Raw genomic sequence first — 21,719 nt, forward strand, 5'->3', positions numbered from 1 at the left:
AACTAGTACAAATTGGGAATTAGGACTTGGCAATTTTCCTACTTTGTTCTATGTTAAATGCGATGACATCAATTAACTCTACTCACGTCGACAAGCAGTCAGAAGCTCCTAGAAAAATAGGAACATCTCTTACTCTTCATTCCGACTACACCGTAATTAAACGCGTTCTTCATATTACGTGCTTAATCGGTATACTTTACGCTTTGAGCTTTGCATCTTTTCAGTTCTCCTCACTGGAAGAATTAGTACACTCGCAGCACTCTGCTTTAGGCACCACTGCAAATCGATATGATACAGAAAAAAACTACGCAACTTTGTTTGCAGAACAATGGGGAGCCGCTGCATTTCAAGATCCCATTGAAAAAGACACACTTATTCAAATTTGGTCTACCTTGCCCGCAGTTAAATTCATTGCTGTGTACAGTGAAACTGGTCATCTGATCAGACAAGCGCCTCAAGACACATCGTTAAAAGAAACAAGAAAAGCGCTTCCTAATGCTCTTGTTACATCAGCGTTATTAGATGAAAAAACATCAAAAGGAATGTTAATAATGCTAATAGATGAATCATCTTTTGAGTCAATCGCCGCCACTCATAAGCAGTTATTATTGAAAGGGGTACTCGCCTGCTTGTTTATCGGTGTAGTTATAGGTAGCTATCTGTTTAGGGGATTTCGCTATTTTAGGCCTAAAACCCGCAAATAATTATTACTGGTCGTATTTTTAATAGTTAACAGGTCTTCATTTAAAAGTTCGCTCAAACAGTCGGCTACATGAACAATGTTTACAGGCTCATTGCGTATTCCTTGCAACCCTTTCATAGGCATATCTGGAGAGTCCGTTTCCAACACCATTGTGGAGAGCGGAAGCTGGCGTAACGTATTTCTAGTTTTAACAGCTCTGTCATAAGTTATAGTTCCTCCTATTCCCAACACAAAACCTCGGTCAATATAGGCCTTAGCGACTTCAATGCTGCCAGAGAACCCGTGAACGATACCGCCATAATGAAATTGAATTCTCTTTACACTCGCCATAATACTGTCATGAGTTTTGCGGTGATGTAATATGACCGGTAGCCGGAGCTCTTTCGCCAATGCCAGTTGACGTTCAAACGCTGACACCTGTTCTAGCCAAGGGACAGAGCACACTTTATCTAAACCAATCTCACCTAAGGCACATGCTTGGTGAACACTAGAAAATTGATTTTCTAGTGTCTTCAAATCACACTTCCAGTGCTCGTTTAAAAAAAAAGGATGCAGCCCGAATGAATAATCGATACAAGGGTAGTGTTTGGCGATACCGATTTGTCGTTCCCAACCAGCTCTAGTCGTACCCGGAATATGCATGCGTTGTACTCCCACGCCTTGAGCTTTTGAGACAACGTGAGCTAAGTCATGGGAGAAGTCAGGTAAATCTAGATGACAATGGCTATCAATCAACATGCATGTATTCAATAATAAGGAAAATAGATTTCATAAAAAACAGCCTCCCCCTTAACATAAAGCCCTTCAATTAACGCCTTGTTGTTCCTTTAATTCTGCTCGATATTCTTCAAGCTTCTGAGCAATATGTCTACCTGATGGTTTTAGCACATGAGCTTTAAACATTAACTCTTCCGCTAGCATTAAGTCGAACTTTTCAACGTTTATGGCTGCTTCTTTTAACAGCATAGCTGATTTTATATACGCTTGAGTTTTAAGATCCCTTACAGGGTTTAAGCGTTCTTGGTACTGTTTAAAGACAGCTCTTAATTTCTTGTCGGTTAGATAACTGAGAATTTTGTTTAATACCTCTTCTTCATCGGCTCCACTTTTAGCAATATTATCGAGTGTTAATTTGTAACGATTAAGTACAAAGTCTTGCGCTTTGTTTAAGTACTCCTCAAGTTCAAAACGCTCAATAAATTTTGAATAGCCAATAGCGGCTTCTTCTCGGCCAATAACATCAACGTCTCGGGCATTTTTCTTTGTTGCTAATTTAATGTAGCCGTTACGGTTATCCTTAAATATTGTTTTAGACTTCATCGCTCTCTCAGGGCGACCTCTAGACAGCAAAGAGATATACTCCATTTCACTTCTATGCATTCTATGCACTACGTAAAACGGGTCAACGTCCGTTGAAAAGTAATCTCCTCTTACACAAGACGCATTCTTATGATAAACACCAAATTTCCAAGGCTTACCATCGCCTAAAAAGTACTCACCATTTTCAACGTTAACATTATGTATATCCACTTTCTTGATAGCTAAATTAACATTAAATAACGTTTTCACTTGGCGAACGCTATTTCCTTTAAGAGGTTCATAAATGCTTGAAAATTCAGTTTCGTTGGTTTTACATAGCCATTTAAAGGAGCAAATATGCTTATCGTGATGCTTTTGAATAAAATCTTTAATTGAAAAATCTATGCTAGGAGAAAACCAAAATTCATCGATGTCTAAAAACATCATATGAGTAAACCCATCAGCACGGGCACTTAACAAGGCTTGTTCGTATACTTCTTCTTGCGGGAAAACGTAACCACCAGAAAAAATAGGATCCGCATCAATAAAATTAACTTGGGACAAGGCTTTTAGCTTATTTTTTAATTCCCACGTGTTATCAGAGGTATTATTTACATGAATATCAATCTCATCAAATCCTATTGTCAAATGATGAAAAATCCATTCAGGAAGATACGCCGCTTCGTCTTTTGCAACGGCGACCAATTTAACTTTTGCCATTTACCAATACATCCATAATGAGGTAATAAAGTTTATTTTAATAAAAGTAATCTTCATAAAGCACTAATAATAAAAATAAATCCAAGAAACCAAAAGAGAGAATCTATATAATAATAACTTACTCAAATTATTCGACCATCAATACTAATACTAGATTCAGCGAGAGCTTAAACTATGGGTTAAGCCTTGTTTTAGTCCATTGAGAATGGATATTTTCACGGGAAAATACAATTCTATCATGTAGCCGATGAGAGCCCCCTTGCCAAAACTCGATAACCAGAGGCGTAACCGAATATCCGCCCCAGTTGGGTTTTGGAATCGGCTTATCAGCATATTTTTCCTTCATAGCATTAAAACGGTCTATCAAGGTTTGTTTAGAACTAAGTGGTTGGCTTTGTTGAGAAACAAATGCGCCTAGTTGACTTTCCTTTGGCCGTGACGAAAAATAAGCTTCGCTTTCATGCTCAGGTGTACGGCTTACCACTCCACGAACGGATACCTGACGTTCAAACAAATACCAAGGAAAATGCAAAGAAACTAGGTCGTTTTTTTCTATATCTTTGGCTTTGCTGCTTTCATAATTGGTATAAAAAACGAATTTGTCATCAGGGCGTCCCTTTAATAACACAATACGCTGAGATGGCTCGCCGTTACCATTTACTGTAGCCAAGGTCATCGCATTAGGGTCTGGTAAGTCAGTTTGAATCACCTCCTCTAACCAGCTATCAAACAGTGCCAAAGGGTTGTTAGGTAAATCAGCTTCTAACAATGTTCCCCTAGTATAGTTTTCTCTAATATCTGGTAGTTTCATAAGATGCTCGCTTTAATCTTGACCATACCCTAAAGAATGAAGTGCACGTTCGTCATCAGCCCAACCAGACTTAACTTTTACCCAAAGTTCTAAAAACACGGTTTGTTCAAACAAGTTTTCCATGTCTTTTCTGGCTTCGCTGCCAATTTTTTTAAGCGATTGACCGCCCTTACCAATGACCATACGTTTTTGAGTTTCTCGTTCTACAAGCACTAAGCCGTTGATCCTCAAAGTACCATTGTCCGTCATCAGAAATTGTTCTATTTCTACCGTAGCCGAATAAGGTAATTCATCGCCAGTAAAACGCATTAATTTTTCACGGATAATCTCAGCAGCCATAAAGCGACTTGAACGATCGGTAATGTACTCTTCAGGGAAAATAAACTCGCATTGAGGTTGCTGCGCAATGACGTAGTCTCTTAAAGGATCAACATTTTTCCCAGACTTCGCGCAAATAGGAAATACTTCGGCATAGCTATGTGTATCAGACAACCAAGAAAGTTGCTCTAACAGTTCAGTTTTTTCTTTCACTTTATCTGTTTTATTTACCACGAGTACGACAGGTAAACCGCTGCGTTTCAGCTTTTCCAGTACATGAGCATCGTCGTCATTCCAGCGAGTTCCTTCAACAACAAATAACACTAAACTCACTTCCGCTAGAGTACTGCTTGCAGCGCGGTTCATTAGCTTATTTATAGCTCGTTTTTCGTCTTGGTGTAATCCAGGCGTATCAATATAAACGGTCTGAACATCGTCTTGACTGTCAATACCTAAAATACGATGTCGAGTGGTCTGAGGTTTTCTAGACGTAATACTCACCTTCTGCCCTATCAATTGATTCAATAAGGTAGATTTCCCCACATTTGGGCGCCCGACAATTGCAACGAATCCACAACGGGTATTAGGTAATTCAGGCATTGTCATTAGTTAACCTTTTTAGCATTTCTCTGGCCGCGTTCTGTTCTGCTTTTCTACGACTGGATGCAACCCCTTGGGTTGTAATATCAGAATTTATAATAGAACAACTCACGGTAAATGTTTGTGCGTGATCTTTACCTTCAGTCGCCACAACTTCATATAAAGGAAGTGCTTTTTTACGACCTTGCAACCATTCTTGTAACTGCGTTTTACTGTCTTTGGGATGGGCATTAGGGTCCAACACGTCAATCCGAGCTTGGAACAAATCTAAAATAACCTTTTTAGTTGTATCAAATCCAGATTCGCAATAAACCGCACCAAGTAAAGCTTCCACCGCATCGGCTAAAATAGACGCTCTGCGATACCCTCCACTTTTCATTTCACCACTACCGAAAATGATCAGTGGCCCTAAGTCCAGCTGCATAGCGACCTCAGCTAACGTCTCGCCTTTAACTAGGGTTGAACGCATTCGCGTGAGATTCCCCTCAGGCACTGTCGGAAATTGCTTAAAAAGCGCTTCAGCAATAACTAAACCCAAGACAGCATCGCCAAGAAACTCTAAGCGTTCGTTGTGCACTTTGGCGGCACTGCGATGAGTAATAGCTTGTTCAAATAAGTTAACATCAGTAAAGGTATAACCTATTTTGTCAAAGATTTGCGCGTAACGACTGCGCTTTTGCATTATTGGATACCACCAACGCGATTAAATCTCACACCCGTCGGGATCCAAGAAGGCAATATGCTGTCTTTGTCTCTATCGAACTCAAAACTAATCCATATAGCTACTGCTTTACCAACTAGATCGTCGTCAGATACAAAGCCCCAAAAACGACTATCTCGGCTGTTATCACGGTTATCGCCGAGCATGAAATAATGCCCCTCAGGTACGACCCACTCATTTGCTCTGGTCCCGCGCTGAGCGTAAAACTCTGAAGGGTGAGCCTCATAAACAGGATGACGTAAAATATCATGAGATACATCGCCAAGCTGTTCGTTAAATCGCTGTAATTTAGCTAATTGCTGCACAAATTCATCGTTGCCAATGTAATCTAAATGGACCGGCGCTAACTCAGGACACGATGAACTTTGCGATTCACACTTTGGCTTTATAAAAATTTGCTTGTTGCGATAGATAATAGTGTCGCCAGGTAAACCCACTAGCCTCTTTATATAATCTACCCTTTTATTTTCAGGGTATTTAAACACCACCACATCACCTCTGGATGGTGAACCTGTGTCTAAAAATTTATGCCTAAAAACAGGGTCTTTTACCCCGTATGCATATTTTTCTACCAAGATAAAATCACCCACCAGCAACGTCGGCATCATCGAACCAGATGGAATTTGGAAAGGCTCGTATAAAAATGACCGCAATACTAAAACAAAGGCAATAACAGGAAAAATCTGCTGAGACGTGTCAACAATATAAGGTAATTCTCCTGCTTCTGCTTCTTTGCGTTTTTTAGCAAAGAAAAGCGAATCGACCAACCAAATAATGCCTGTGATAGTCGTCAAAGCCACAAGCAGTAACGAGAAATAGTTCGCCATTACTTACCTACCTTCAACACTGCTAAAAACGCATCTTGTGGTAATTCTACATTCCCAACTTGCTTCATTCGTTTCTTTCCTTCTTTTTGTTTTTGGAGCAGTTTTTTCTTCCTACTCACATCACCACCATAGCATTTAGCGATAACGTTCTTTCTAAGCTGTTTAACTGTACTTCTAGCAATAACATGGTTGCCAATTGCCGCTTGTATAGCAATATCAAACATCTGCCTTGGAATTAATTCCCTTAGTTTCTCTACCAGCTCTCGGCCACGTGTTTGAGAATTTTCTTTGTGCGTGATCACTGCAAGAGCATCAACACGTTCGCCATTAATCAAAATATCAACCCGAGCCATATCAGATGAACGAAACGACTTGAAGTTATAGTCTAATGAAGCAAAACCTCGGCTAGTTGATTTCAATCGGTCGAAGAAATCCAATACCACTTCTGCCATTGGTAATTCGTAAGTCACAGCAACTTGCTTCCCGTGATACGCCATGTTGGTTTGGCTCCCACGTTTCTCGATACACAGGGTAATAACGTTACCTAAGTAATCTTGAGGTACCAAGATATTCGCTTCAACAATAGGCTCTCTAATTTCTTCAATGTCATTGACCGCAGGTAATTTTGACGGATTATCAACTTGAACCAGTTCGCCTTTGGTCGTTTTCACTTCGTATACCACGGTTGGCGCAGTAGTGATCAAATCTAAATCGTATTCTCGCTCTAAACGCTCTTGTATGATTTCCATATGTAACATACCGAGGAAACCGATACGGAAACCAAAGCCTAATGCGGTTGAACTTTCTGGTTCATAAAAGAGTGATGCATCATTTAGACTTAGCTTAGCTAACGCATCTCTAAAGTCTTCATAGTCATCAGAGCTGACAGGGAAAACACCTGCATAGACTTGAGGTTTAACTTTTTTAAAGCCAGGTAATGCCAGTTCTGATGCATTTCTCGCAGTAGTAATGGTGTCACCAACAGGCGCGCCGTGAATTTCTTTAATACCAGAAATAATAAAACCTACTTCACCTGCTTTAAGCACTTTCTTTTGCAGTGCTTTTGGCGTGAACACACCTACTTTATCAACAATGTGCTCAGCCCCATTGGACATGATTTTGATTTTATCTTTTACTGAAAGCTGACCTTGTACAATGCGAACTAAAGACACGACACCTTGATAATTATCGAACCAAGAATCAATAATTAGCGCTTGTAAAGGTGCGTCTAATTCACCTTCAGGTGGTGGAATTTTAGTTACGATTTCTTCAAGTACATCTTCAATACCAATACCCGTTTTCGCAGAGCACTGCACTGCGTCAATTGCATCGATACCGACAATATCTTCAATTTCTTCCGCCACTCGCTCAGGCTCGGCTTGTGGTAAATCAATTTTATTCAGGATAGGCACAACGTCCATATCCATATCAATAGCCGTATAGCAGTTTGCCAATGTTTGAGCTTCAACACCTTGTCCAGCATCAACAACCAACAATGCGCCTTCACACGCAGCTAAAGAACGAGACACTTCATAAGTGAAATCGACATGCCCGGGCGTGTCGATGAAATTCAATTGATAGGTTTCACCATCTTTCGCTTTATAATCAAGGGTTACACTTTGTGCCTTGATAGTAATGCCGCGCTCTCTTTCAATGTCCATTGAGTCAAGGACTTGAGCCGCCATTTCGCGGTCAGCCAGCCCTCCACAATGCTGGATAAGTCTGTCTGACAAAGTACTTTTGCCATGATCTATATGAGCGATGATACTGAAATTTCGAATGTGCTTATGTTGCATATCTAGAGAGATACCTGAAAACTACGAACTAAAAATGTGCAGTAATATTTATGAAAATTGAGCGTTATATCAAAAACATTACAAATGAGGGCGGATTTTACCTATTTCTTGCGCAGAAAGCTAACTTACCCATCGCCTTATAATAACAGGTTGAAACCGTCCTTTGTCTAACTGTTTACATTTACCTGCTACATAGCGGAAGCAAATGAATGTAGGGACACAAGCAAGGGCAAATAACATCAACTCATGAACTGTGTTTGCCCAAAAACTAGATAGGCTCAAAAGGGCAATAAAAAAAACAAGGATCGGCAATAAATACAATAACCAAGATGCAATTAAAACACTCTGTTCATGAATGCCAATGCTCACCGTATCACCCACTTTCACCGGTACTGGAGAAGATAAAGTTAAACGCTGAACTTTACTAGAAAAGGCTCTCGCGATAGTACCAGAGCCACAATTATCTTGAGCATTACAGCTAGAACAGGTACTTTTTACTGCAGCTTCAACCACAATTTTGTCATCAATTACCGATACAACCTTAGCGGTTTCTTCAATCACAATTAAGGTGCCGTTTTCACAGAGCTTGCAATGGCATTTGCAGTTTCTGGTGGAATTTCACCGATTACAGTCACTTGGCTATTTCCCATAGAGCGACTTAAAAATGTACTGAGCCCATGACGAAACGCTACATCTGTATTCAACGACTCACTTCTGGGTTCAACATAGACGGAAACATCAACTAAACCATCAGAAAACAAACGGTATTCTACCCTTTGGCCTGTTGCCGCTAACCGCCTTGTATCTTGTTTAATTTCTTTCATACCTTCAGGTAAATAAGAAACTAGCCAATTGTGCTTATCAGGCATGGTTGGTGGCATTGCCGTTAAGCGCGGCAGGCGATCTTTATTCACAGTTGAAAAATAAGGGTGAGGCTCTTCGCTAATCGCGAAAAGCAACATTTGAATTTGCTCTAAAATAACGCCTTTATGATCCAGCATATTAAGTTTGAGTAACATGCCTGTTTTTTCATCTAGCCATAATTGATAGCTATATCGCGTGTTATCTAAACTTACAATGCGTATTTGCTTCGCGGGTTGACCTGATATTCTAGACCGGCCCACCACAATAAATTCATACGCATCATGGAGGAAATCTTGATTTTGTAGCAAGGCCCAAGGAATGGGTCCGTTGATAGAGTTACCGACAACGGTATATGGCGGCGCATCGGGTTCAAAGACACTGACATGCTCGCCCACTCGAATAAACTCTTTACCCGGACCGTTTTGTAAGTTGAGCTGTTCCATATCAGGGCTATCCCCCATACGGCCATGGCGCCATAAATAGGGAACTGCATCCTGCCCCGCTTGTAAAACAACAAAACGAGCTTCGAAGTTATTTTCGGTAACTAGGTTATGTAATTGTTCTAAAAGCTCTTCAGCCGTTTGGCTAGTTGAAGAGGTTGTAGGTGAAATTTCAGACGACGGTGGGCTTGTTTGTGCTACTGCAAAAAACGCAGCAGCACTCAAAAATAATACAACAGGGAAAAATCGCAACATATTTATTTTGACGGTACGCCCTCATGAGCTTCTTCAGACAATTCTGGCACTGAAGCTTTTAACTTAACTTGTTGTTCATGATCAGTAATTAGCGCTTGAATTTGGCGTCTAGTTTCCATCAAGTCTTGCTTTGACTCATTAGGTAAAACACGAGTTTGATTCAAACTCACTGGTGCTAAACCACCTTGAGGGGTAGTTGTGATTGCAGTTGTAAAAGGTTCATTTGTGTCAGGTTGGTTGTAAGTTTGTACACCAATAATCACCGCAGCTGCAACACTTGCAGCAACAGCAAATTGACCTGATTGACGCGCAAATGGGACTACTTTAGTCGAAAGTTTTGACAAAAAGCTCGAATTTTTTGATGTCTTAGGAGCAAGAATGGCCGGCTCAGATTCTAAGGCTGCAGCAATACTTGCGCTTACATCCATATAGGCACCTTCTGGCATTTCCTTACGCATAACACTTCTCACTACATGATAGCGATTCCATGCGTTACTCAGTTCAGCATCATCATTCACTTGTAGTGAATCGACATTGGATTCTCCATCCATAACTGCTGACATTTGTTCAAATTTTTGTGTCATATCGATTTTTTCCCGTTGCCTCTATTGGCATTCAACTACACCTTACGACATGCAATATCGTAAAAGGTTCTAAAATAAGATCAATTACTTTTCTAAAAGAGGCTGAATAACTTTATCAATTGCCTCTCTAGCTCTGAATATTCGCGACCTAACTGTACCGACAGGACATTCCATCACGGTCGCAATTTCTTCATAGCTCAGCCCTTCAATTTCCCTCAATGTAATTGCCATACGTAAATCGCTAGGCAATTTATCAACGACACCAAACAATACAGAACTGATTTCTTCCGACAGTAAACTCGCTTCCGGTGTATTTTTCTCCTTTAGCGCATCACTACCTTCATAATGATCAGCTTCTTGAGCATCAACATCACTAGAGGGCGGCTTTCGCCCCTGAGACACTAAATAATTTTTCGCACTATTTACCGCAATGCGGTACAACCAAGTATAAAACGCACTATCCCCACGGAAGTTGGGAAGCGCACGATAGGCTTTAATAAAGGCTTCTTGAGTCACGTCTGCAACATCACCTGAGTGCTTTACATAACGAGAAACTAAATGCATAACCTTATGTTGGTATCGAGAAACCAAAAGATTGAATGCGTTTTTATCACCACTTTGTACTTTTTCGACCAATTGCTGATCTGTTAACTGCTCGCGCATTCGAGCTTTTACCCCTTAATTATTCATGTACCATCATATTTTGCTGACAGACATAAGATAGATGACAAATATCGCGATAAGTTTCATTTTTTGCGATTTTGTTTTGTAATCAGTAAACTTGACCTACATTATGGCTCGAAACCCCATACAAAATAAATGAAAAAACACACAGTTTTGTCATCACAGGCTCAAACAGACACAATTGAGCACCTTACCGACGTACTTATTATTGGCAGTGGCGCTGCTGGATTAAGCTTAGCGTTAAAATTAGCAGACCATTGCAACGTTATTATTTTGAGCAAGAGCGACCGCAATGAAGGTTCTACACGATACGCCCAAGGCGGTATTGCTGCTGTATTTGATGAGCAAGATTCCATTGAAGCTCATATTGCAGACACCTTAGTTGCTGGCGCAGGTTTATGTAATGAAGAGGCGGTCAGATTTACCACCGAAAGCGCTAAGTCTGCTTTGGAGTGGTTAATTAGTTCAGGCGTACCTTTTGATACCGAAAAAGATGACAAAGGTAAAACTCGGTTTCATTTAACCCGAGAAGGTGGTCACAGTCATAGACGTATTTTACACGCAGCCGATGCCACTGGTGAAGCACTGCAAATCACATTAAACGACGCGGTGGCCGAACACCCCAACATTCATATATTTGAATGCTATAACGCCATAGACTTAATTTGCAGTAAATCTAGGCCCACATACAGCAATGGCGCTTACGTATGGAACTTAAAGCGCAGCCACGTAGAAGTCATACGTTCAAAATTTGTTGCTCTGGCATCAGGTGGTGCAAGTAAAGTCTATCAATATACATCTAATCCAGATGTATCCAGTGGAGACGGTGTTGCAATGGCTTGGCGTGCGGGTTGTCGGGTGGCCAATATGGAATTTAATCAATTCCATCCTACCTGCTTATATCATCCACAGGCTAAGAACTTTTTGATTAGTGAAGCGCTACGTGGTGAAGGGGCCTATTTATGCCATAAAGACGGCACTAAATTCATGCACAAATTTGATGAAAGAGCCGATCTCGCACCTAGAGACATTGTTGCAAGGGCGATTGATTTTGAGATGAAACGCTTGGGCGCAGATTGCATGTATTTAAACATCAGCCATAAACCGTCAGATTTTATTCGAAAGCACTTCCCTAATATTTACCGTAAATGCCGCTCGCTAGGCATAGATATTACTCGTGAGCCAATCCCAGTGGTTCCCGCAGCACACTACAGCTGCGGAGGCGTGATGACGGATTTCAATGCAAAAACCGATTTAGAAAATGTCTATGCTATTGGAGAAGTTGCTTATACCGGGCTTCACGGTGCCAATAGAATGGCGTCTAATTCCTTACTAGAATGTGTGGTATTTGCTCACGCTGCAGCCAAGCACATTTTAACGGCTCTGCCCAATTCAGATACACCAGGAGCCGTTGCACCTTGGGATGAAAGCCAAGTTGTTAACGCCGATGAAGAAGTCATTATTCAGCATAATTGGCACGAATTGCGATTATTTATGTGGGACTATGTTGGTATTGTAAGAACCGACAAACGATTAGAAAGAGCCCTTAGGCGAATTCAATTATTGTCACAAGAAATACAAGAATACTACGCTCATTTTCGCGTAAGTCATAATTTACTCGAGCTCAGGAATTTGGTGACCGTCGCTGAATTAATAGTTAAATGCGCAATGCAGAGAAAAGAAAGCAGAGGTTTGCATTTTAACCTGGACTACCCTGATTTATTACCAGAAGCAAAACCTACTGTTATAAAACACGAGCTATCAAAACCGACGGTGCAACCGGGTAGCCTCGCCACGGGCATATCTGACGAGTAAATGCACAATATCTCGTTTATTCGCATCATGTAAACTCATGAACCTATCGACATTTATGCACCCCGTAACTATTTGTGTAGTGCTGGGTAAATAGATAGGTTTCATGAAGTCACAATCAATTTCTAGGGGAAGATCGGAATCTTTAAAGTTTAGCGCTTCTTCTTCAACAGATAAAACCATGGCTAAGCTATACATTCCATGAATTATTGCCTGTTTGAAACCAAACATTTTTGCAAACACTGAAGCCAAATGAATGGGATTATAGTCACCTGATAATTCGGCATAACGCCTTCCGTCACTCCCTTTAAATTTTAAAGGCCTTAAGTCTCTTCTCACTAAACTAGGAGAAGGGCGTAAATAAGGAAGATGAGAAGCCTGCTTCAATTTATTATCAGTGTCGTGAAAACTACGCGACAAATAAGTACTGGTTGCTTGATAAACACATTTAGATTCCTGCTCTCCCTTTACAACAACGTCTACCGCAATGCCCCTTGGGTGAGCATAAACCTCGCCAAATCGCACAGACAATTCAAAAGGTTGGCCAAGTTCAAAATCCGGTGTTTGTACAATACTGTTGTGAATATGCACAAGCCCAACTGGGTTAAATGGGCAACGTTCATCTGTCAATAGCTCCAATTGCATTGGCAATGTGAGCATTTGTAAATAACAAGGATGAGTAAAATCAGACATCCACCTCAACCTAAACTCATACTGCCGATAGTGGCGGTAATCTACTTTAAAGTAGGGGTCAGTTATTGTGATAGCACGCAAGGAGCTCAGTGCTTCAGCGTCGAATGTAGTGTTTTTTTTCTTAATTGCATGTTTAATAGCTTTAATAACGACACGAATTACAGCCTTGTTTTTACTCAACATTTTATTTTAACTCTGCCGTCATTGATTTCCATCTTGTTACCCATCGGCACAAGCGTCTATAGTTTTTATCGCCTACAGAGCTCTGCATTACCCAACCTCTCACCTTAATATTACTTTTACTTTGCAACGACAAAAACACAGCAAAGGGAGTAATCAAACTAGGAAAAGTCAGGTTCATTACTTCTTTTGAGAAACCCAATAGACGAATATTTTCATTATTATCGTCAAACGCTATCGCAGACACTGTACGTTTATCAATAGACAGTGGTATGAATACACAACGTGTCCAACAACTTAAGGATATTTTCGTATAGGTACTAGACACGAACACGGTTAACAACAAGTGCAACCATTTTTGCAAACTCGGGATCATCACACTTTTCGTGCCCCATCATCCAAGCATATAAGTCTGGGTCATCACTTGTTAAAAGTCGTTCAAAGGTCTCTTGCTGCTCAAAAGATAAATCCGCAAAAGATTGCTCTACAAAGGGCAATAACAAAACATCAAGTTCTAACATGCCTCTGCGGCACGCCCATTTCAATCTAGCTAAACGTTTTTGAGTGAACATTTCACACCTACAATTATTTGATTAATAATATCGTACCACGAGGCTAATGCTGTGCTAACCCTTCTTTAGTTCAGGTGATCAATTAAAGATCAAAATTTCTCTTGTAAAGCCACTTTATACCCCAATTTCTAAAGTAGTTTAATTTTTATTGAGTCCGTTGTCATGACGCTATCAGCGCCCCCAAGTCCATTAAGTCTATCCTTTGTTAAGATTACTGGTCCCGAAGCCAGCTCGTTTTTACAAGGTCAGCTTACGATTGACGTGCCTTCTCTACAACCTCAAACAATGCGTTACGCAGCACAATGTAACGCAAAAGGAAAAATGGTCGGTTTGGGGTATTTATATAATTCGGGTGACGCGTATTTTTATATTCAATCCAGTGTATCTGCACAAACAAGCTATGCTCAGTTTAAAAAATTCGGCGTCTTTGCAAAGGCTGAATTTAACCTACCTGAGAATGACCAGCATTGTGTTGCAATTAGACCTCACTCTATAGATTTTCTAGCCAATACAGCAGTCATCACTCCAGTTGTTGAACACGTGCAAGGCCTTCAATTTGCCATTTTCACTGGTCAGCTTCAGCAAAGTGAAATCTTAAACTTCGAAGATGCAAACGCAGAGTTTGTACAAAATGGAATCCCGTTTCTTTACAGCAATGTCGATGAACAATGGATACCGCAAATGTTAAATGTGCAGGCACTCAATGGTATCGATTTTGACAAAGGCTGCTATATGGGACAAGAAGTGGTTGCCCGAACGCATTATTTAGGCAAGAACAAACGCGCCCTTTTTACCTTTTCAACTAGTATTACAGACGTAAACGAGCAAATAAAAATAGATGACCCCGTCTACCGCCGTTTAGGTGAAAACTGGAGAAAATCAGGCTCTATTGTGAATTTCGCCAGACAAAATAATAAGCTGCTTATCTCGGCCGTACTGCCCAATGATGTGTCTGAACAAGACGTCTTAGCCTTAACTGAAACAGAGTCTGACAGACTTAGCCCCATTCCTTTACCCTATGTGGTAAACTCTTCAACGTCTTCAATTAAAAACCGAAAACACAATGATTAAATTAAATGATGTAGTAACACTTCACTATTCAGTCTCCACCCAAGATAACGTTACACTGGACTCGTCAAGAGACGGCGATCCTATGGAAGTTATGATAGGAAGCAGATTCCTTGTTGATGGGCTAGAAGAAGCAATTGTTGGCAGAACCAAAGATGAAATCTTTGAAGTTACTCTTTCTCCGGATCAAGCCTACGGAGAAAGACACGATGCACTAGTACAAACAGTGCCTTTGGATATGTTTGACGGTATCGAAGTTGAACCGGGAATGAGTTTCAGAGCAACCACTGACGAAGGTGAGCAATCTGTTATCGTAATCGAAGTTGATGACACCAATGTCGTTGTAGATGGCAACCATCCTTTAGCAGGTGTTACCTTATCATTTGACGTCGAAATTTTGGGTGTTAGAGAACCCACTGAAGATGAATTAAAAAATGGGCTAGCAGAAAAAAAATCGAGCTGTTGCGATTCCAATGATGATGACAGCGCTGGCTGTTGCCAGCACTAATAACAAAAATAGAACTTAGAGCGCTTCTTCTCCGCGCTCTCCTGTACGGATCCGAACCGCGGTTTCAATTGGGTAAACAAAAATCTTACCGTCACCAATTTTACCTGTTTTAGCCGCTTTAATAATCGCTTCAATTGCTGCATCTACTTGCTCGTCTGCCACTACAATTTCAACTTTAACTTTGGGTAAGAAATCAATTTGATACTCAGCACCTCTATACAACTCAGTGTGCCCTTTTTGACGACCAAACCCTTTTACTTCGCATATGGTCATTCCTACAATACCGGATTCAGCTAATGCTTCTCGAACATCATCAGTTTTGAACGGCTTAATTATTGCCTCGATTTTTTTCATTTATTATTCTCCATCGTATATTGTCGGGATTGGTATGCGCTTATGCTGCGTTTTTTGATAAATGCCAATTAACCGCTTTTCCACTTCACTTGGCACTGTTTTTCCCTCTAGGAAATCATCAATTTGGTCATAACTCATGCCTAAAGCCTCTTCATCGGCCTTCTGTGGAGAGAGTGTTTCTAAATCAGCAGTAGGTGCTTTATTAATAATAATTTCAGGTGCTCCAAGTCTAGCAGCTACTGCTTTAACTTGGCGTTTGTTTAAACCAAACAAAGGAGCCAGATCACAGGCTCCGTCACCATATTTAGTATAAAATCCGGTAATATTCTCCGCAGAGTGATCTGTGCCTAAAACAAGCCCATCAGTTAGTCCTGCGATTTCGTATTGAATAACCATACGAGTACGGGCTTTAACATTACCTTTTACAAAATCGACTTTGCTCGCTTGATCAGGAATAAGTGATGTTCCTGATAATGCATCTAGCGTAGTTGCATGTATAGCATCTGCCCCAGGTTTAACATTAACCGTTACCGATTGGCTAGGCTTAATAAAGTCAATTGAAGCCTGAGCGTCAGACTCGTCTGCTTGGGTATCGTAAGGCAACCTTACCGCAATAAATTGATATGATTTATCCGACTCATCGTTGAGTTCATTCACTGCAACTTGAGCCAATCTACCTAGTGTGCACGAATCAATACCACCACTAATTCCCAGCACCAAGGTTGTCATGTTGGCTTGGACAAGCTGCCCTTTTATAAACGCCACACGCTTTTCTATTTCCGCGTCAACATCTATACATGGCAACACTTTCATTTCATCTAAGATAGCTTGTTTATCCATGGTATTTAACTCCAACCCATTTTTTTAGCCGCAATAGTTACACAGTAAATATTACACATAAATGCACACGATAAATACGGTTTAACAACATTATTCCCATATCAATCCAAGATAGTAGACGTAAACTTAACTTATTTTCAGAATATCCGCGATCAAAGCACTACCAACAGACTTTTGGTTCACGGTTCAAATTCTGATCAATACTCAAGGTATCGCACAACTCATTTTGTTTTTGCCCACCTAGCGCATTGGCTTGAATAACAAACTCCGTCGATGACGGTGTTGTCATAGAAATAAAGTAATACTCCGGTTCCGGAAATGAAATTTCATTGGCGTTGGCAAAGCGCTGTTGCTGCAAAAAAAACGCTTGTTGCTGTAAGTGCAACTGTAGCAGTTCCGTTTGAGCATTTTTTCTTCGTGCAGACACAGTAAAATCTTGATAACTCGGAATTGCAATACTCGCGAGAATAACACCCACAGCAAGGCTAATCAGTAATTCAATTAGCGAGAAGGCGCGTTTGTAATAGACCTGTTCCATAGTCGGTTTTTCCTTGTTAGCTATTGTCAAAAAGCCTTTTCATCGTATAGCGTAATTAAGGAGTTCTAAAGAGTATCGTCAACAAACTGAACCAAACCTGCCAAGGAGAAGGCAAGATGCAAACTGCGTTTAACCGTTATGGATATACCTTAATTGAGCTCATGATAGTGATAGCCATTATGAGTATTTTAGCGACAAAGACATTTGCTAGTTACTCTTCAATTCAACTAAAACTAAGCCAACGAACAACGGCCTACAACATAGAAGATTTTCTAAACCAAGCGCGTAACAACGCCATTCAACTAAAACATGATATATATGTGTCGATACAAGAATCAGACAACTGCCTAGGCGCATCGGCTTCAGGTCCTTGCGATTGCAGCAGCGAGTATTCGTGCTTAATAAATAGCAAAAACTACAGGCTCATACTAGACAATAAGCAGTTAAGCTTTAATGAACTTACACTTGCTCAGTCCACGTATTTCAAATTCGAAAAACACCTTGGTATCGCTGCAGGCTACAATGGTTCCTTTGCACTGCACTCATCATTAGCTGACGTTCGAGTGATATTATCTGGGCTAGGCAGAAGCAGAGTTTGCCTAGACAGGGGAAATATGTCTGGAATTTCATCATGTTGAAGCGCACTGGCTTTACCCTAGTAGAACTAATGATATCCCTATCACTCAGTGCCGTTGGCATTGTTATGACCGCATCCATAATAGCCTCAACATCAAATCGGCTGTTTAATCTTGATCAAGTCATGAGATTACAAAATGAGTTGAACATTATCGCATCGATTCTTTACAAAGACATACAGAATATGGAATACGACGGCGTAGTAATAGAAAGATTAATATCTCCCTCCATAGGCCCCTCTCCCTTTGATGATTCCATTGAAATATCCCAAGCCACGGGCGAAACGGAAAATAGCTGTATAACCTTTGCAAGCGATCTAAATGGAGACGGGTTACTCACCACTGAATCACCGAATGAATACAGAGGGTATCGGTTGCGTAATGGTGCAATTGAAGTGAGGCAAAACGCTAGGGGCTGCAACGAAAATGGGTGGCAAGATTTAACGTCAACAGACAGTGTTATTATTGAGTATATTGCCTTTACTACGTCATTTAGTGATGCAATCCCTATTGCCAACAAGGTGATCACCATCACCATTTCTGCTTCATTGCCAAACTATGTAAATATCACTCGGCATTTAGAAATACAGGTGGTCACAAATAATGCGTAAAATTGACTACCAGATAAGTTTTCGCAAAGGCTTTTCGACGTTTATTATTTTATTAATACTTGCCGTCTTGTCATCATCAATCGTTGGTGTATCGGTAAATAAAACCCACCGGCAACTATCAGCACTAACCGCTCAACAACATACATTCGCAGCTGAAACCTACGCGGCTTCATTGCTAAATGACATCATTTTTGACCATTTCGCGTTTGGCGCTCACCAACATACCTTAAATAATAATCTCGGTTGGGATTTCATCAGCACTGAAATGGTAACGCCTATATCCATTAAAAATAAGCCATTTCAAAAAGTAGCGCTATCGATTACAGCAAACCACTCATCAAGGGCAAGTTTCACCTACAGTGTGAACATGCTTAAGAGTCGACGACTAGAAAATATTCCTAATTCTGCTTTAGAGCACTGGTCTCCAGAAGAAATACATTTATTAACTCAGCATTATTTCAATACCGACGAACATGACTTTCTTAGTTACCATAGTACCGCAAAATATACTGCTGGCAATTGTGATTCTTTAACGCCTGAACACACAGGGTTACTCTGGATAAAAGGAGATTGTGAACTAGCCTCTCTTCATTTAGGCCAAACCCTACGCCCTGTCATGCTTGTTATTGAAGAAGGTGCGATTTCACTAAACCAAGCAAGTGTAACAGGTCTAGTTATTCATTTATGTGGAGTATCCGAAAGTCACTCGTTCTTATTAAATACAGATTCAGACGTGATTGGTGGAGTATTGTCATTATGCACACCACCATCAAACTCATTAGCATTACAGTTTAATAGTGACGTATTAAACACGGTTCAATCTCATCAAGATAACGTATTAACATCGATTATGGAGGGCTCATGGCTAAAACAATAGCAAAAGGATTTTCCTTAGTAGAAACCCTAATTAGTGGCAGCTTATTAGCACTTTTATCTTTCACGTTAATCCATACAAGTTATACGCTTCAGGATTACACTCAAAAGAGTGAAGAATTTATACAGAGCACATGGCAGCGCAAATCAGCACTGACTTATGGACAACTCACCTCAGATGAGTTGTCATCAATTAACAGCTATACACAAGACTTTGTATTGCGTTTAACAGACACAAATAACGACGGTATTGACGATCAATGGTTAAGGGTATCAGAACCCAACACCACGAATGCACTAGAAAAACACATCATAGAAACACGCTATGTAAATGGAGAAACCTTATCGCTAACACACAGTTCGCTATTGCCGCGCTAAATATGAGTACGTTAAACGCAGACTAAATTCAATTAACTCTCGTTTAAAGCGTGTTTTAACGGTTCCAAAAAGCCATCGTAATGTTCCCACTGATGCACTGCATCTTTATATAACGGTAAGCGAACCTGCTCTGAACTTGGTGTGCGTACAGGTCGTGTAGACTGGTGAAATTCAACACAGTTTTGTTCAAAGGGTAACTCGCAGTAATCGAGTATACGACGGACTTGTTGCTCTAGGTTTTCGTGTAAATCTTCATGTTGAACACGCAATATCCTATTGGGTAATACGTTATCCCAATGGTCCATTACATCCACATAATGGCGATAATAATTCCCCATATCTGACAAGTCATAAGAAAAATCTTGGCCTTCAGCGAACAGCTGTTTAAATCCAGAAAAACAACAAGCCATCGGCTCTCGGCGCGCATCAATGATTTTTGCGTTGGGTAAAATAAGTTGAATAAACGGAATATGTCGAAAGTTATTCGGCATTTTATCAATAAAAAATGGCGCTCCATTGCGATGAGCCATGGTTTCGTCGATATACTTTTGTCCTAAGTTAAGGCACTGTTCAAAAGACATATCTTGTAAAATACTGGGATACCGAGGTGTTTCACTATTTACTCGTCGCCCATTTAAATGATGGGCCATGCTGATAATATTGGCCAATTCCATCGTGCCATCAACTTGACTATGTGACGCTAATATCTGTTCAATAAGGGTTGAGCCTGCTCGGGGCAAACCTACAATAAAAATAGGTGCTTGAGAGGCACACCCTGCATTTTTAAATTTATCAAAAAATGCAGAATCAAAATGCTGTTTTTGATAGTCAAGCTCGTAGGTCACTTTACTTAAATCATAACGACTTTTCGCTTTTTTCAATGTGTTGCCAGAAGCATAAAATTCAAATGAGCGAGCATATTCCTTGCGATCTTCAAACCCTTTTCCTAGTGCAAAGCAAAAATGCGCTTTATCTTCCGCCGATGTTGAATCACGTTCGACTTGCTCCATCATATGATTGATTTCATTGTCCGAAAAACGATACGTTTTTAAATTGGCTAAGCTCCAAAACGCATCGCCATAATCAGCCCGTTGTTGATACGCTTGCTGATAAGACACTATCGCCTCTGGAACCTTTCCTATGGTTTTTAACGCATGGCCTTTAGAAACTAAAATAGAAGAGTTGTTTTGTTCTATTGCCAATGCTTGGTCGTAAGTTTCCACGGCCAATTCAAACTCCCCACACGACTGCTGAGCGTTAGCCAAACCAACAATAAACAAAGGATTATTCGAGTCCGCATCAAATAGGGTTTGTGCCTGTTCCAACGCCTGATGAAATTTTTGTCTGCGATGCAACACATTAATAAAATCAAACCTAGCTCGGGTAAAATTTGGTGAAAACGAAAGCGCGCTTTCCAGCAGAAACTCTGCATCATCGAGTATTTGAAATTCAACACCCAATTCAGCTAACATTCTCATAGCTTCAACGTTTCGTGGGTTTTTCTTTAAAAAAGAACGACATAATTGCTCGGCTTTGTGCAACTTTTTCTGATGAATATAGCTTGCTACTGTGACCAATTCACGAGGTAAACTACTCAACCACGCGTAATAAACCTTAGCCTCTTTTTGACGGTGATAAGTCGTTTCCTCTGAGAGTACTTTCCAGCTCGCAAGTAAAGACGGGTTGTATTTAACCGCAGTATCAAAGGCATCTATAGCTTCATTTTTTTTACCCATAGCAAGAAAGTTATAGCCTTTTTCTTGATACGCTCTATCGTACTCGGGACTCATGTTAATGAGTACACTAAGGGAGTCTAAGGCCTGTGAATATTGCTGTAACTTTCGCTGGCACACGGCTAGACAATAACGACTTTCAAGATCAGTTTCATTTTCCATAATCCCTTTTTCAGCTAAAGTTATAGCCTGTTGAAAATGGCCTTGTTGAACTGCTAATTTAGCCGATTGGCTGAAAGATGGAGATCCTGATGAAGCAAATGAAGACATAAAAATTTAGCGAGAATGTGAAACCGACATAG

At 40.5% G+C, this 21,719-nt stretch carries 26 protein-coding genes; 8 read left to right on the forward strand and 18 right to left on the reverse strand.

The features are described 5' to 3' along the window. The first annotated feature begins 26 nt into the window (after nucleotides 1-26). Nucleotides 27-704, forward strand: coding sequence for a hypothetical protein (locus J3L16_RS06350; protein ID WP_207612052.1), 678 nt, complete (start codon nucleotides 27-29; stop codon nucleotides 702-704). Here J3L16_RS06350 and J3L16_RS06355 read toward each other — a convergent pair. The 11 genes from J3L16_RS06355 to rpoE form a co-directional block, all read right to left on the reverse strand. Further along, a complete protein-coding gene (locus J3L16_RS06355) occupies nucleotides 677-1,441 on the reverse strand; it encodes a TatD family hydrolase (RefSeq protein WP_207612053.1) in 765 nt (254 codons plus the stop codon). The two genes, J3L16_RS06350 and J3L16_RS06355, sit on opposite strands and share 28 nt — an antisense overlap. Before the next feature lie 66 nt (nucleotides 1,442-1,507). After that, the gene (locus J3L16_RS06360) at nucleotides 1,508-2,722 is read right to left on the reverse strand and encodes a glycosyltransferase family 2 protein (RefSeq protein ID WP_207612054.1); all 1,215 of its coding nucleotides are present in this window, start codon (nucleotides 2,720-2,722) and stop codon (nucleotides 1,508-1,510) included. Between the two features lie 172 nt (nucleotides 2,723-2,894). Beyond that, entirely contained in the window at nucleotides 2,895-3,533 is a 639-nt protein-coding gene (pdxH, locus tag J3L16_RS06365; protein ID WP_207612055.1) for a pyridoxamine 5'-phosphate oxidase, read from the reverse strand. Between the two features lie 12 nt (nucleotides 3,534-3,545). Beyond that, nucleotides 3,546-4,451, reverse strand: coding sequence for a GTPase Era (gene era, locus J3L16_RS06370; RefSeq protein WP_207612142.1), 906 nt, complete (start codon nucleotides 4,449-4,451; stop codon nucleotides 3,546-3,548). Then, nucleotides 4,444-5,133, reverse strand: coding sequence for a ribonuclease III (gene rnc / locus J3L16_RS06375; RefSeq protein WP_207612056.1), 690 nt, complete (start codon nucleotides 5,131-5,133; stop codon nucleotides 4,444-4,446). Before rnc ends, era begins: the two co-directional genes overlap by 8 nt. Continuing rightward, nucleotides 5,133-5,999, reverse strand: a complete 867-nt coding sequence (gene lepB, locus J3L16_RS06380) for a signal peptidase I (protein WP_207612057.1) — start codon at nucleotides 5,997-5,999, stop codon at nucleotides 5,133-5,135. The genes rnc and lepB overlap by 1 nt, the downstream gene beginning before the upstream one ends. After that, the gene (gene lepA, locus J3L16_RS06385) at nucleotides 5,999-7,795 is read right to left on the reverse strand and encodes a translation elongation factor 4 (RefSeq protein ID WP_207612058.1); all 1,797 of its coding nucleotides are present in this window, start codon (nucleotides 7,793-7,795) and stop codon (nucleotides 5,999-6,001) included. Before lepA ends, lepB begins: the two co-directional genes overlap by 1 nt. A gap of 120 nt (nucleotides 7,796-7,915) precedes the next feature. Beyond that, on the reverse strand, nucleotides 7,916-8,356 hold the full coding sequence (locus J3L16_RS06390) for a SoxR reducing system RseC family protein (RefSeq protein WP_207612059.1): 441 nt from the start codon (nucleotides 8,354-8,356) through the stop codon (nucleotides 7,916-7,918). Nucleotides 8,357-8,358: 2 nt separating this feature from the next. Further along, on the reverse strand, nucleotides 8,359-9,354 hold the full coding sequence (locus J3L16_RS06395) for a MucB/RseB C-terminal domain-containing protein (protein WP_207612060.1): 996 nt from the start codon (nucleotides 9,352-9,354) through the stop codon (nucleotides 8,359-8,361). Nucleotides 9,355-9,356: 2 nt separating this feature from the next. Continuing rightward, complete coding sequence (locus tag J3L16_RS06400; RefSeq protein WP_207612061.1) at nucleotides 9,357-9,938, reverse strand: RseA family anti-sigma factor; 582 nt, start codon at nucleotides 9,936-9,938, stop codon at nucleotides 9,357-9,359. Between the two features lie 84 nt (nucleotides 9,939-10,022). Further along, complete coding sequence (rpoE, locus tag J3L16_RS06405; RefSeq protein WP_207612062.1) at nucleotides 10,023-10,601, reverse strand: RNA polymerase sigma factor RpoE; 579 nt, start codon at nucleotides 10,599-10,601, stop codon at nucleotides 10,023-10,025. 156 nt (nucleotides 10,602-10,757) lie between these two features. On the opposite strand from rpoE, the gene nadB reads away from it, so the two are divergent. Beyond that, nucleotides 10,758-12,437, forward strand: a complete 1,680-nt coding sequence (gene nadB, locus J3L16_RS06410) for an L-aspartate oxidase (RefSeq protein ID WP_207612063.1) — start codon at nucleotides 10,758-10,760, stop codon at nucleotides 12,435-12,437. Here nadB and J3L16_RS06415 read toward each other — a convergent pair. The 3 genes from J3L16_RS06415 to J3L16_RS06425 form a co-directional block, all read right to left on the reverse strand. Further along, complete coding sequence (locus J3L16_RS06415; protein ID WP_207612064.1) at nucleotides 12,384-13,310, reverse strand: MaoC/PaaZ C-terminal domain-containing protein; 927 nt, start codon at nucleotides 13,308-13,310, stop codon at nucleotides 12,384-12,386. The genes nadB and J3L16_RS06415 overlap by 54 nt on opposite strands. A 1-nt stretch (nucleotide 13,311) precedes the next feature. After that, nucleotides 13,312-13,554: a protein YgfX gene (locus J3L16_RS06420; RefSeq protein WP_207612065.1), complete on the reverse strand. Its 243-nt coding sequence runs from the start codon at nucleotides 13,552-13,554 to the stop codon at nucleotides 13,312-13,314. A 73-nt stretch (nucleotides 13,555-13,627) separates the two neighbouring features. After that, nucleotides 13,628-13,879, reverse strand: coding sequence for a succinate dehydrogenase assembly factor 2 (locus tag J3L16_RS06425; RefSeq protein WP_207612066.1), 252 nt, complete (start codon nucleotides 13,877-13,879; stop codon nucleotides 13,628-13,630). Nucleotides 13,880-14,041: 162 nt separating this feature from the next. Here J3L16_RS06425 and J3L16_RS06430 point away from each other — a divergent pair, with 162 nt between their 5' ends. Then, a complete protein-coding gene (locus J3L16_RS06430; RefSeq protein ID WP_207612067.1) occupies nucleotides 14,042-14,950 on the forward strand; it encodes a hypothetical protein in 909 nt (302 codons plus the stop codon). Continuing rightward, a complete protein-coding gene (locus J3L16_RS06435; protein WP_207612068.1) occupies nucleotides 14,943-15,455 on the forward strand; it encodes a peptidylprolyl isomerase in 513 nt (170 codons plus the stop codon). Before J3L16_RS06430 ends, J3L16_RS06435 begins: the two co-directional genes overlap by 8 nt. 15 nt (nucleotides 15,456-15,470) lie before the next feature. Here J3L16_RS06435 and J3L16_RS06440 read toward each other — a convergent pair whose 3' ends face one another. The 3 genes from J3L16_RS06440 to J3L16_RS06450 all read right to left on the reverse strand — a co-directional run bounded on the left by J3L16_RS06440 (nucleotide 15,471) and on the right by J3L16_RS06450 (nucleotide 17,187). After that, nucleotides 15,471-15,809 carry a P-II family nitrogen regulator gene (locus J3L16_RS06440; RefSeq protein WP_207612069.1) on the reverse strand — a complete coding sequence of 113 codons (339 nt, stop codon included), beginning with the start codon at nucleotides 15,807-15,809 and terminating at the stop codon, nucleotides 15,471-15,473. Between the two features lie 3 nt (nucleotides 15,810-15,812). Then, the gene (gene nadE, locus J3L16_RS06445) at nucleotides 15,813-16,649 is read right to left on the reverse strand and encodes an ammonia-dependent NAD(+) synthetase (RefSeq protein WP_207612070.1); all 837 of its coding nucleotides are present in this window, start codon (nucleotides 16,647-16,649) and stop codon (nucleotides 15,813-15,815) included. Nucleotides 16,650-16,809: 160 nt separating this feature from the next. After that, on the reverse strand, nucleotides 16,810-17,187 hold the full coding sequence (locus J3L16_RS06450) for a type IV pilin protein (protein WP_207612143.1): 378 nt from the start codon (nucleotides 17,185-17,187) through the stop codon (nucleotides 16,810-16,812). 116 nt (nucleotides 17,188-17,303) lie between these two features. Here J3L16_RS06450 and J3L16_RS06455 point away from each other — a divergent pair, with 116 nt between their 5' ends. From J3L16_RS06455 to J3L16_RS06470, 4 genes are read left to right on the forward strand one after another with little or no spacing between them, the layout of a single operon-like run. Further along, a complete protein-coding gene (locus J3L16_RS06455) occupies nucleotides 17,304-17,825 on the forward strand; it encodes a prepilin-type N-terminal cleavage/methylation domain-containing protein (RefSeq protein ID WP_207612071.1) in 522 nt (173 codons plus the stop codon). After that, the gene (locus J3L16_RS06460) at nucleotides 17,819-18,433 is read left to right on the forward strand and encodes a prepilin-type N-terminal cleavage/methylation domain-containing protein (RefSeq protein WP_207612072.1); all 615 of its coding nucleotides are present in this window, start codon (nucleotides 17,819-17,821) and stop codon (nucleotides 18,431-18,433) included. The genes J3L16_RS06455 and J3L16_RS06460 overlap by 7 nt, the downstream gene beginning before the upstream one ends. Then, nucleotides 18,426-19,310, forward strand: a complete 885-nt coding sequence (locus tag J3L16_RS06465) for a hypothetical protein (protein WP_207612073.1) — start codon at nucleotides 18,426-18,428, stop codon at nucleotides 19,308-19,310. Before J3L16_RS06460 ends, J3L16_RS06465 begins: the two co-directional genes overlap by 8 nt. Continuing rightward, on the forward strand, nucleotides 19,295-19,684 hold the full coding sequence (locus J3L16_RS06470; RefSeq protein WP_207612074.1) for a hypothetical protein: 390 nt from the start codon (nucleotides 19,295-19,297) through the stop codon (nucleotides 19,682-19,684). The genes J3L16_RS06465 and J3L16_RS06470 overlap by 16 nt, the downstream gene beginning before the upstream one ends. A gap of 32 nt (nucleotides 19,685-19,716) precedes the next feature. On the opposite strand, the gene J3L16_RS06475 is transcribed toward J3L16_RS06470, so the two are convergent. After that, nucleotides 19,717-21,687, reverse strand: coding sequence for a tetratricopeptide repeat-containing sulfotransferase family protein (locus J3L16_RS06475; protein ID WP_207612075.1), 1,971 nt, complete (start codon nucleotides 21,685-21,687; stop codon nucleotides 19,717-19,719). Nucleotides 21,688-21,719: the final 32 nt, after the last annotated feature.

This window comes from Alteromonas sp. 5E99-2 (assembly GCF_017368475.1).
In the GTDB taxonomy this organism is placed as follows: domain Bacteria; phylum Pseudomonadota; class Gammaproteobacteria; order Enterobacterales; family Alteromonadaceae; genus Alteromonas_F.

Coding starts and splice junctions, on each gene's coding strand:
- J3L16_RS06355 (WP_207612053.1), bottom strand. CDS start 1,441: ATGTTGATTGATAGCCATTGTCATCTAGATTTACCTGACTTCTCCCAT.
- J3L16_RS06360 (WP_207612054.1), bottom strand. CDS start 2,722: ATGGCAAAAGTTAAATTGGTCGCCGTTGCAAAAGACGAAGCGGCGTAT.
- pdxH (WP_207612055.1), bottom strand. CDS start 3,533: ATGAAACTACCAGATATTAGAGAAAACTATACTAGGGGAACATTGTTA.
- era (WP_207612142.1), bottom strand. CDS start 4,451: ATGCCTGAATTACCTAATACCCGTTGTGGATTCGTTGCAATTGTCGGG.
- rnc (WP_207612056.1), bottom strand. CDS start 5,133: ATGCAAAAGCGCAGTCGTTACGCGCAAATCTTTGACAAAATAGGTTAT.
- lepB (WP_207612057.1), bottom strand. CDS start 5,999: ATGGCGAACTATTTCTCGTTACTGCTTGTGGCTTTGACGACTATCACA.
- lepA (WP_207612058.1), bottom strand. CDS start 7,795: ATGCAACATAAGCACATTCGAAATTTCAGTATCATCGCTCATATAGAT.
- J3L16_RS06395 (WP_207612060.1), bottom strand. CDS start 9,354: ATGTTGCGATTTTTCCCTGTTGTATTATTTTTGAGTGCTGCTGCGTTT.
- J3L16_RS06400 (WP_207612061.1), bottom strand. CDS start 9,938: ATGACACAAAAATTTGAACAAATGTCAGCAGTTATGGATGGAGAATCC.
- rpoE (WP_207612062.1), bottom strand. CDS start 10,601: ATGCGCGAGCAGTTAACAGATCAGCAATTGGTCGAAAAAGTACAAAGT.
- nadB (WP_207612063.1), top strand. CDS start 10,758: ATGAAAAAACACACAGTTTTGTCATCACAGGCTCAAACAGACACAATT.
- J3L16_RS06415 (WP_207612064.1), bottom strand. CDS start 13,310: ATGTTGAGTAAAAACAAGGCTGTAATTCGTGTCGTTATTAAAGCTATT.
- J3L16_RS06425 (WP_207612066.1), bottom strand. CDS start 13,879: ATGTTCACTCAAAAACGTTTAGCTAGATTGAAATGGGCGTGCCGCAGA.
- J3L16_RS06430 (WP_207612067.1), top strand. CDS start 14,042: ATGACGCTATCAGCGCCCCCAAGTCCATTAAGTCTATCCTTTGTTAAG.
- J3L16_RS06435 (WP_207612068.1), top strand. CDS start 14,943: ATGATTAAATTAAATGATGTAGTAACACTTCACTATTCAGTCTCCACC.
- J3L16_RS06440 (WP_207612069.1), bottom strand. CDS start 15,809: ATGAAAAAAATCGAGGCAATAATTAAGCCGTTCAAAACTGATGATGTT.
- nadE (WP_207612070.1), bottom strand. CDS start 16,649: ATGGATAAACAAGCTATCTTAGATGAAATGAAAGTGTTGCCATGTATA.
- J3L16_RS06450 (WP_207612143.1), bottom strand. CDS start 17,187: ATGGAACAGGTCTATTACAAACGCGCCTTCTCGCTAATTGAATTACTG.
- J3L16_RS06455 (WP_207612071.1), top strand. CDS start 17,304: ATGCAAACTGCGTTTAACCGTTATGGATATACCTTAATTGAGCTCATG.
- J3L16_RS06460 (WP_207612072.1), top strand. CDS start 17,819: ATGTTGAAGCGCACTGGCTTTACCCTAGTAGAACTAATGATATCCCTA.
- J3L16_RS06465 (WP_207612073.1), top strand. CDS start 18,426: ATGCGTAAAATTGACTACCAGATAAGTTTTCGCAAAGGCTTTTCGACG.
- J3L16_RS06470 (WP_207612074.1), top strand. CDS start 19,295: ATGGCTAAAACAATAGCAAAAGGATTTTCCTTAGTAGAAACCCTAATT.
- J3L16_RS06475 (WP_207612075.1), bottom strand. CDS start 21,687: ATGTCTTCATTTGCTTCATCAGGATCTCCATCTTTCAGCCAATCGGCT.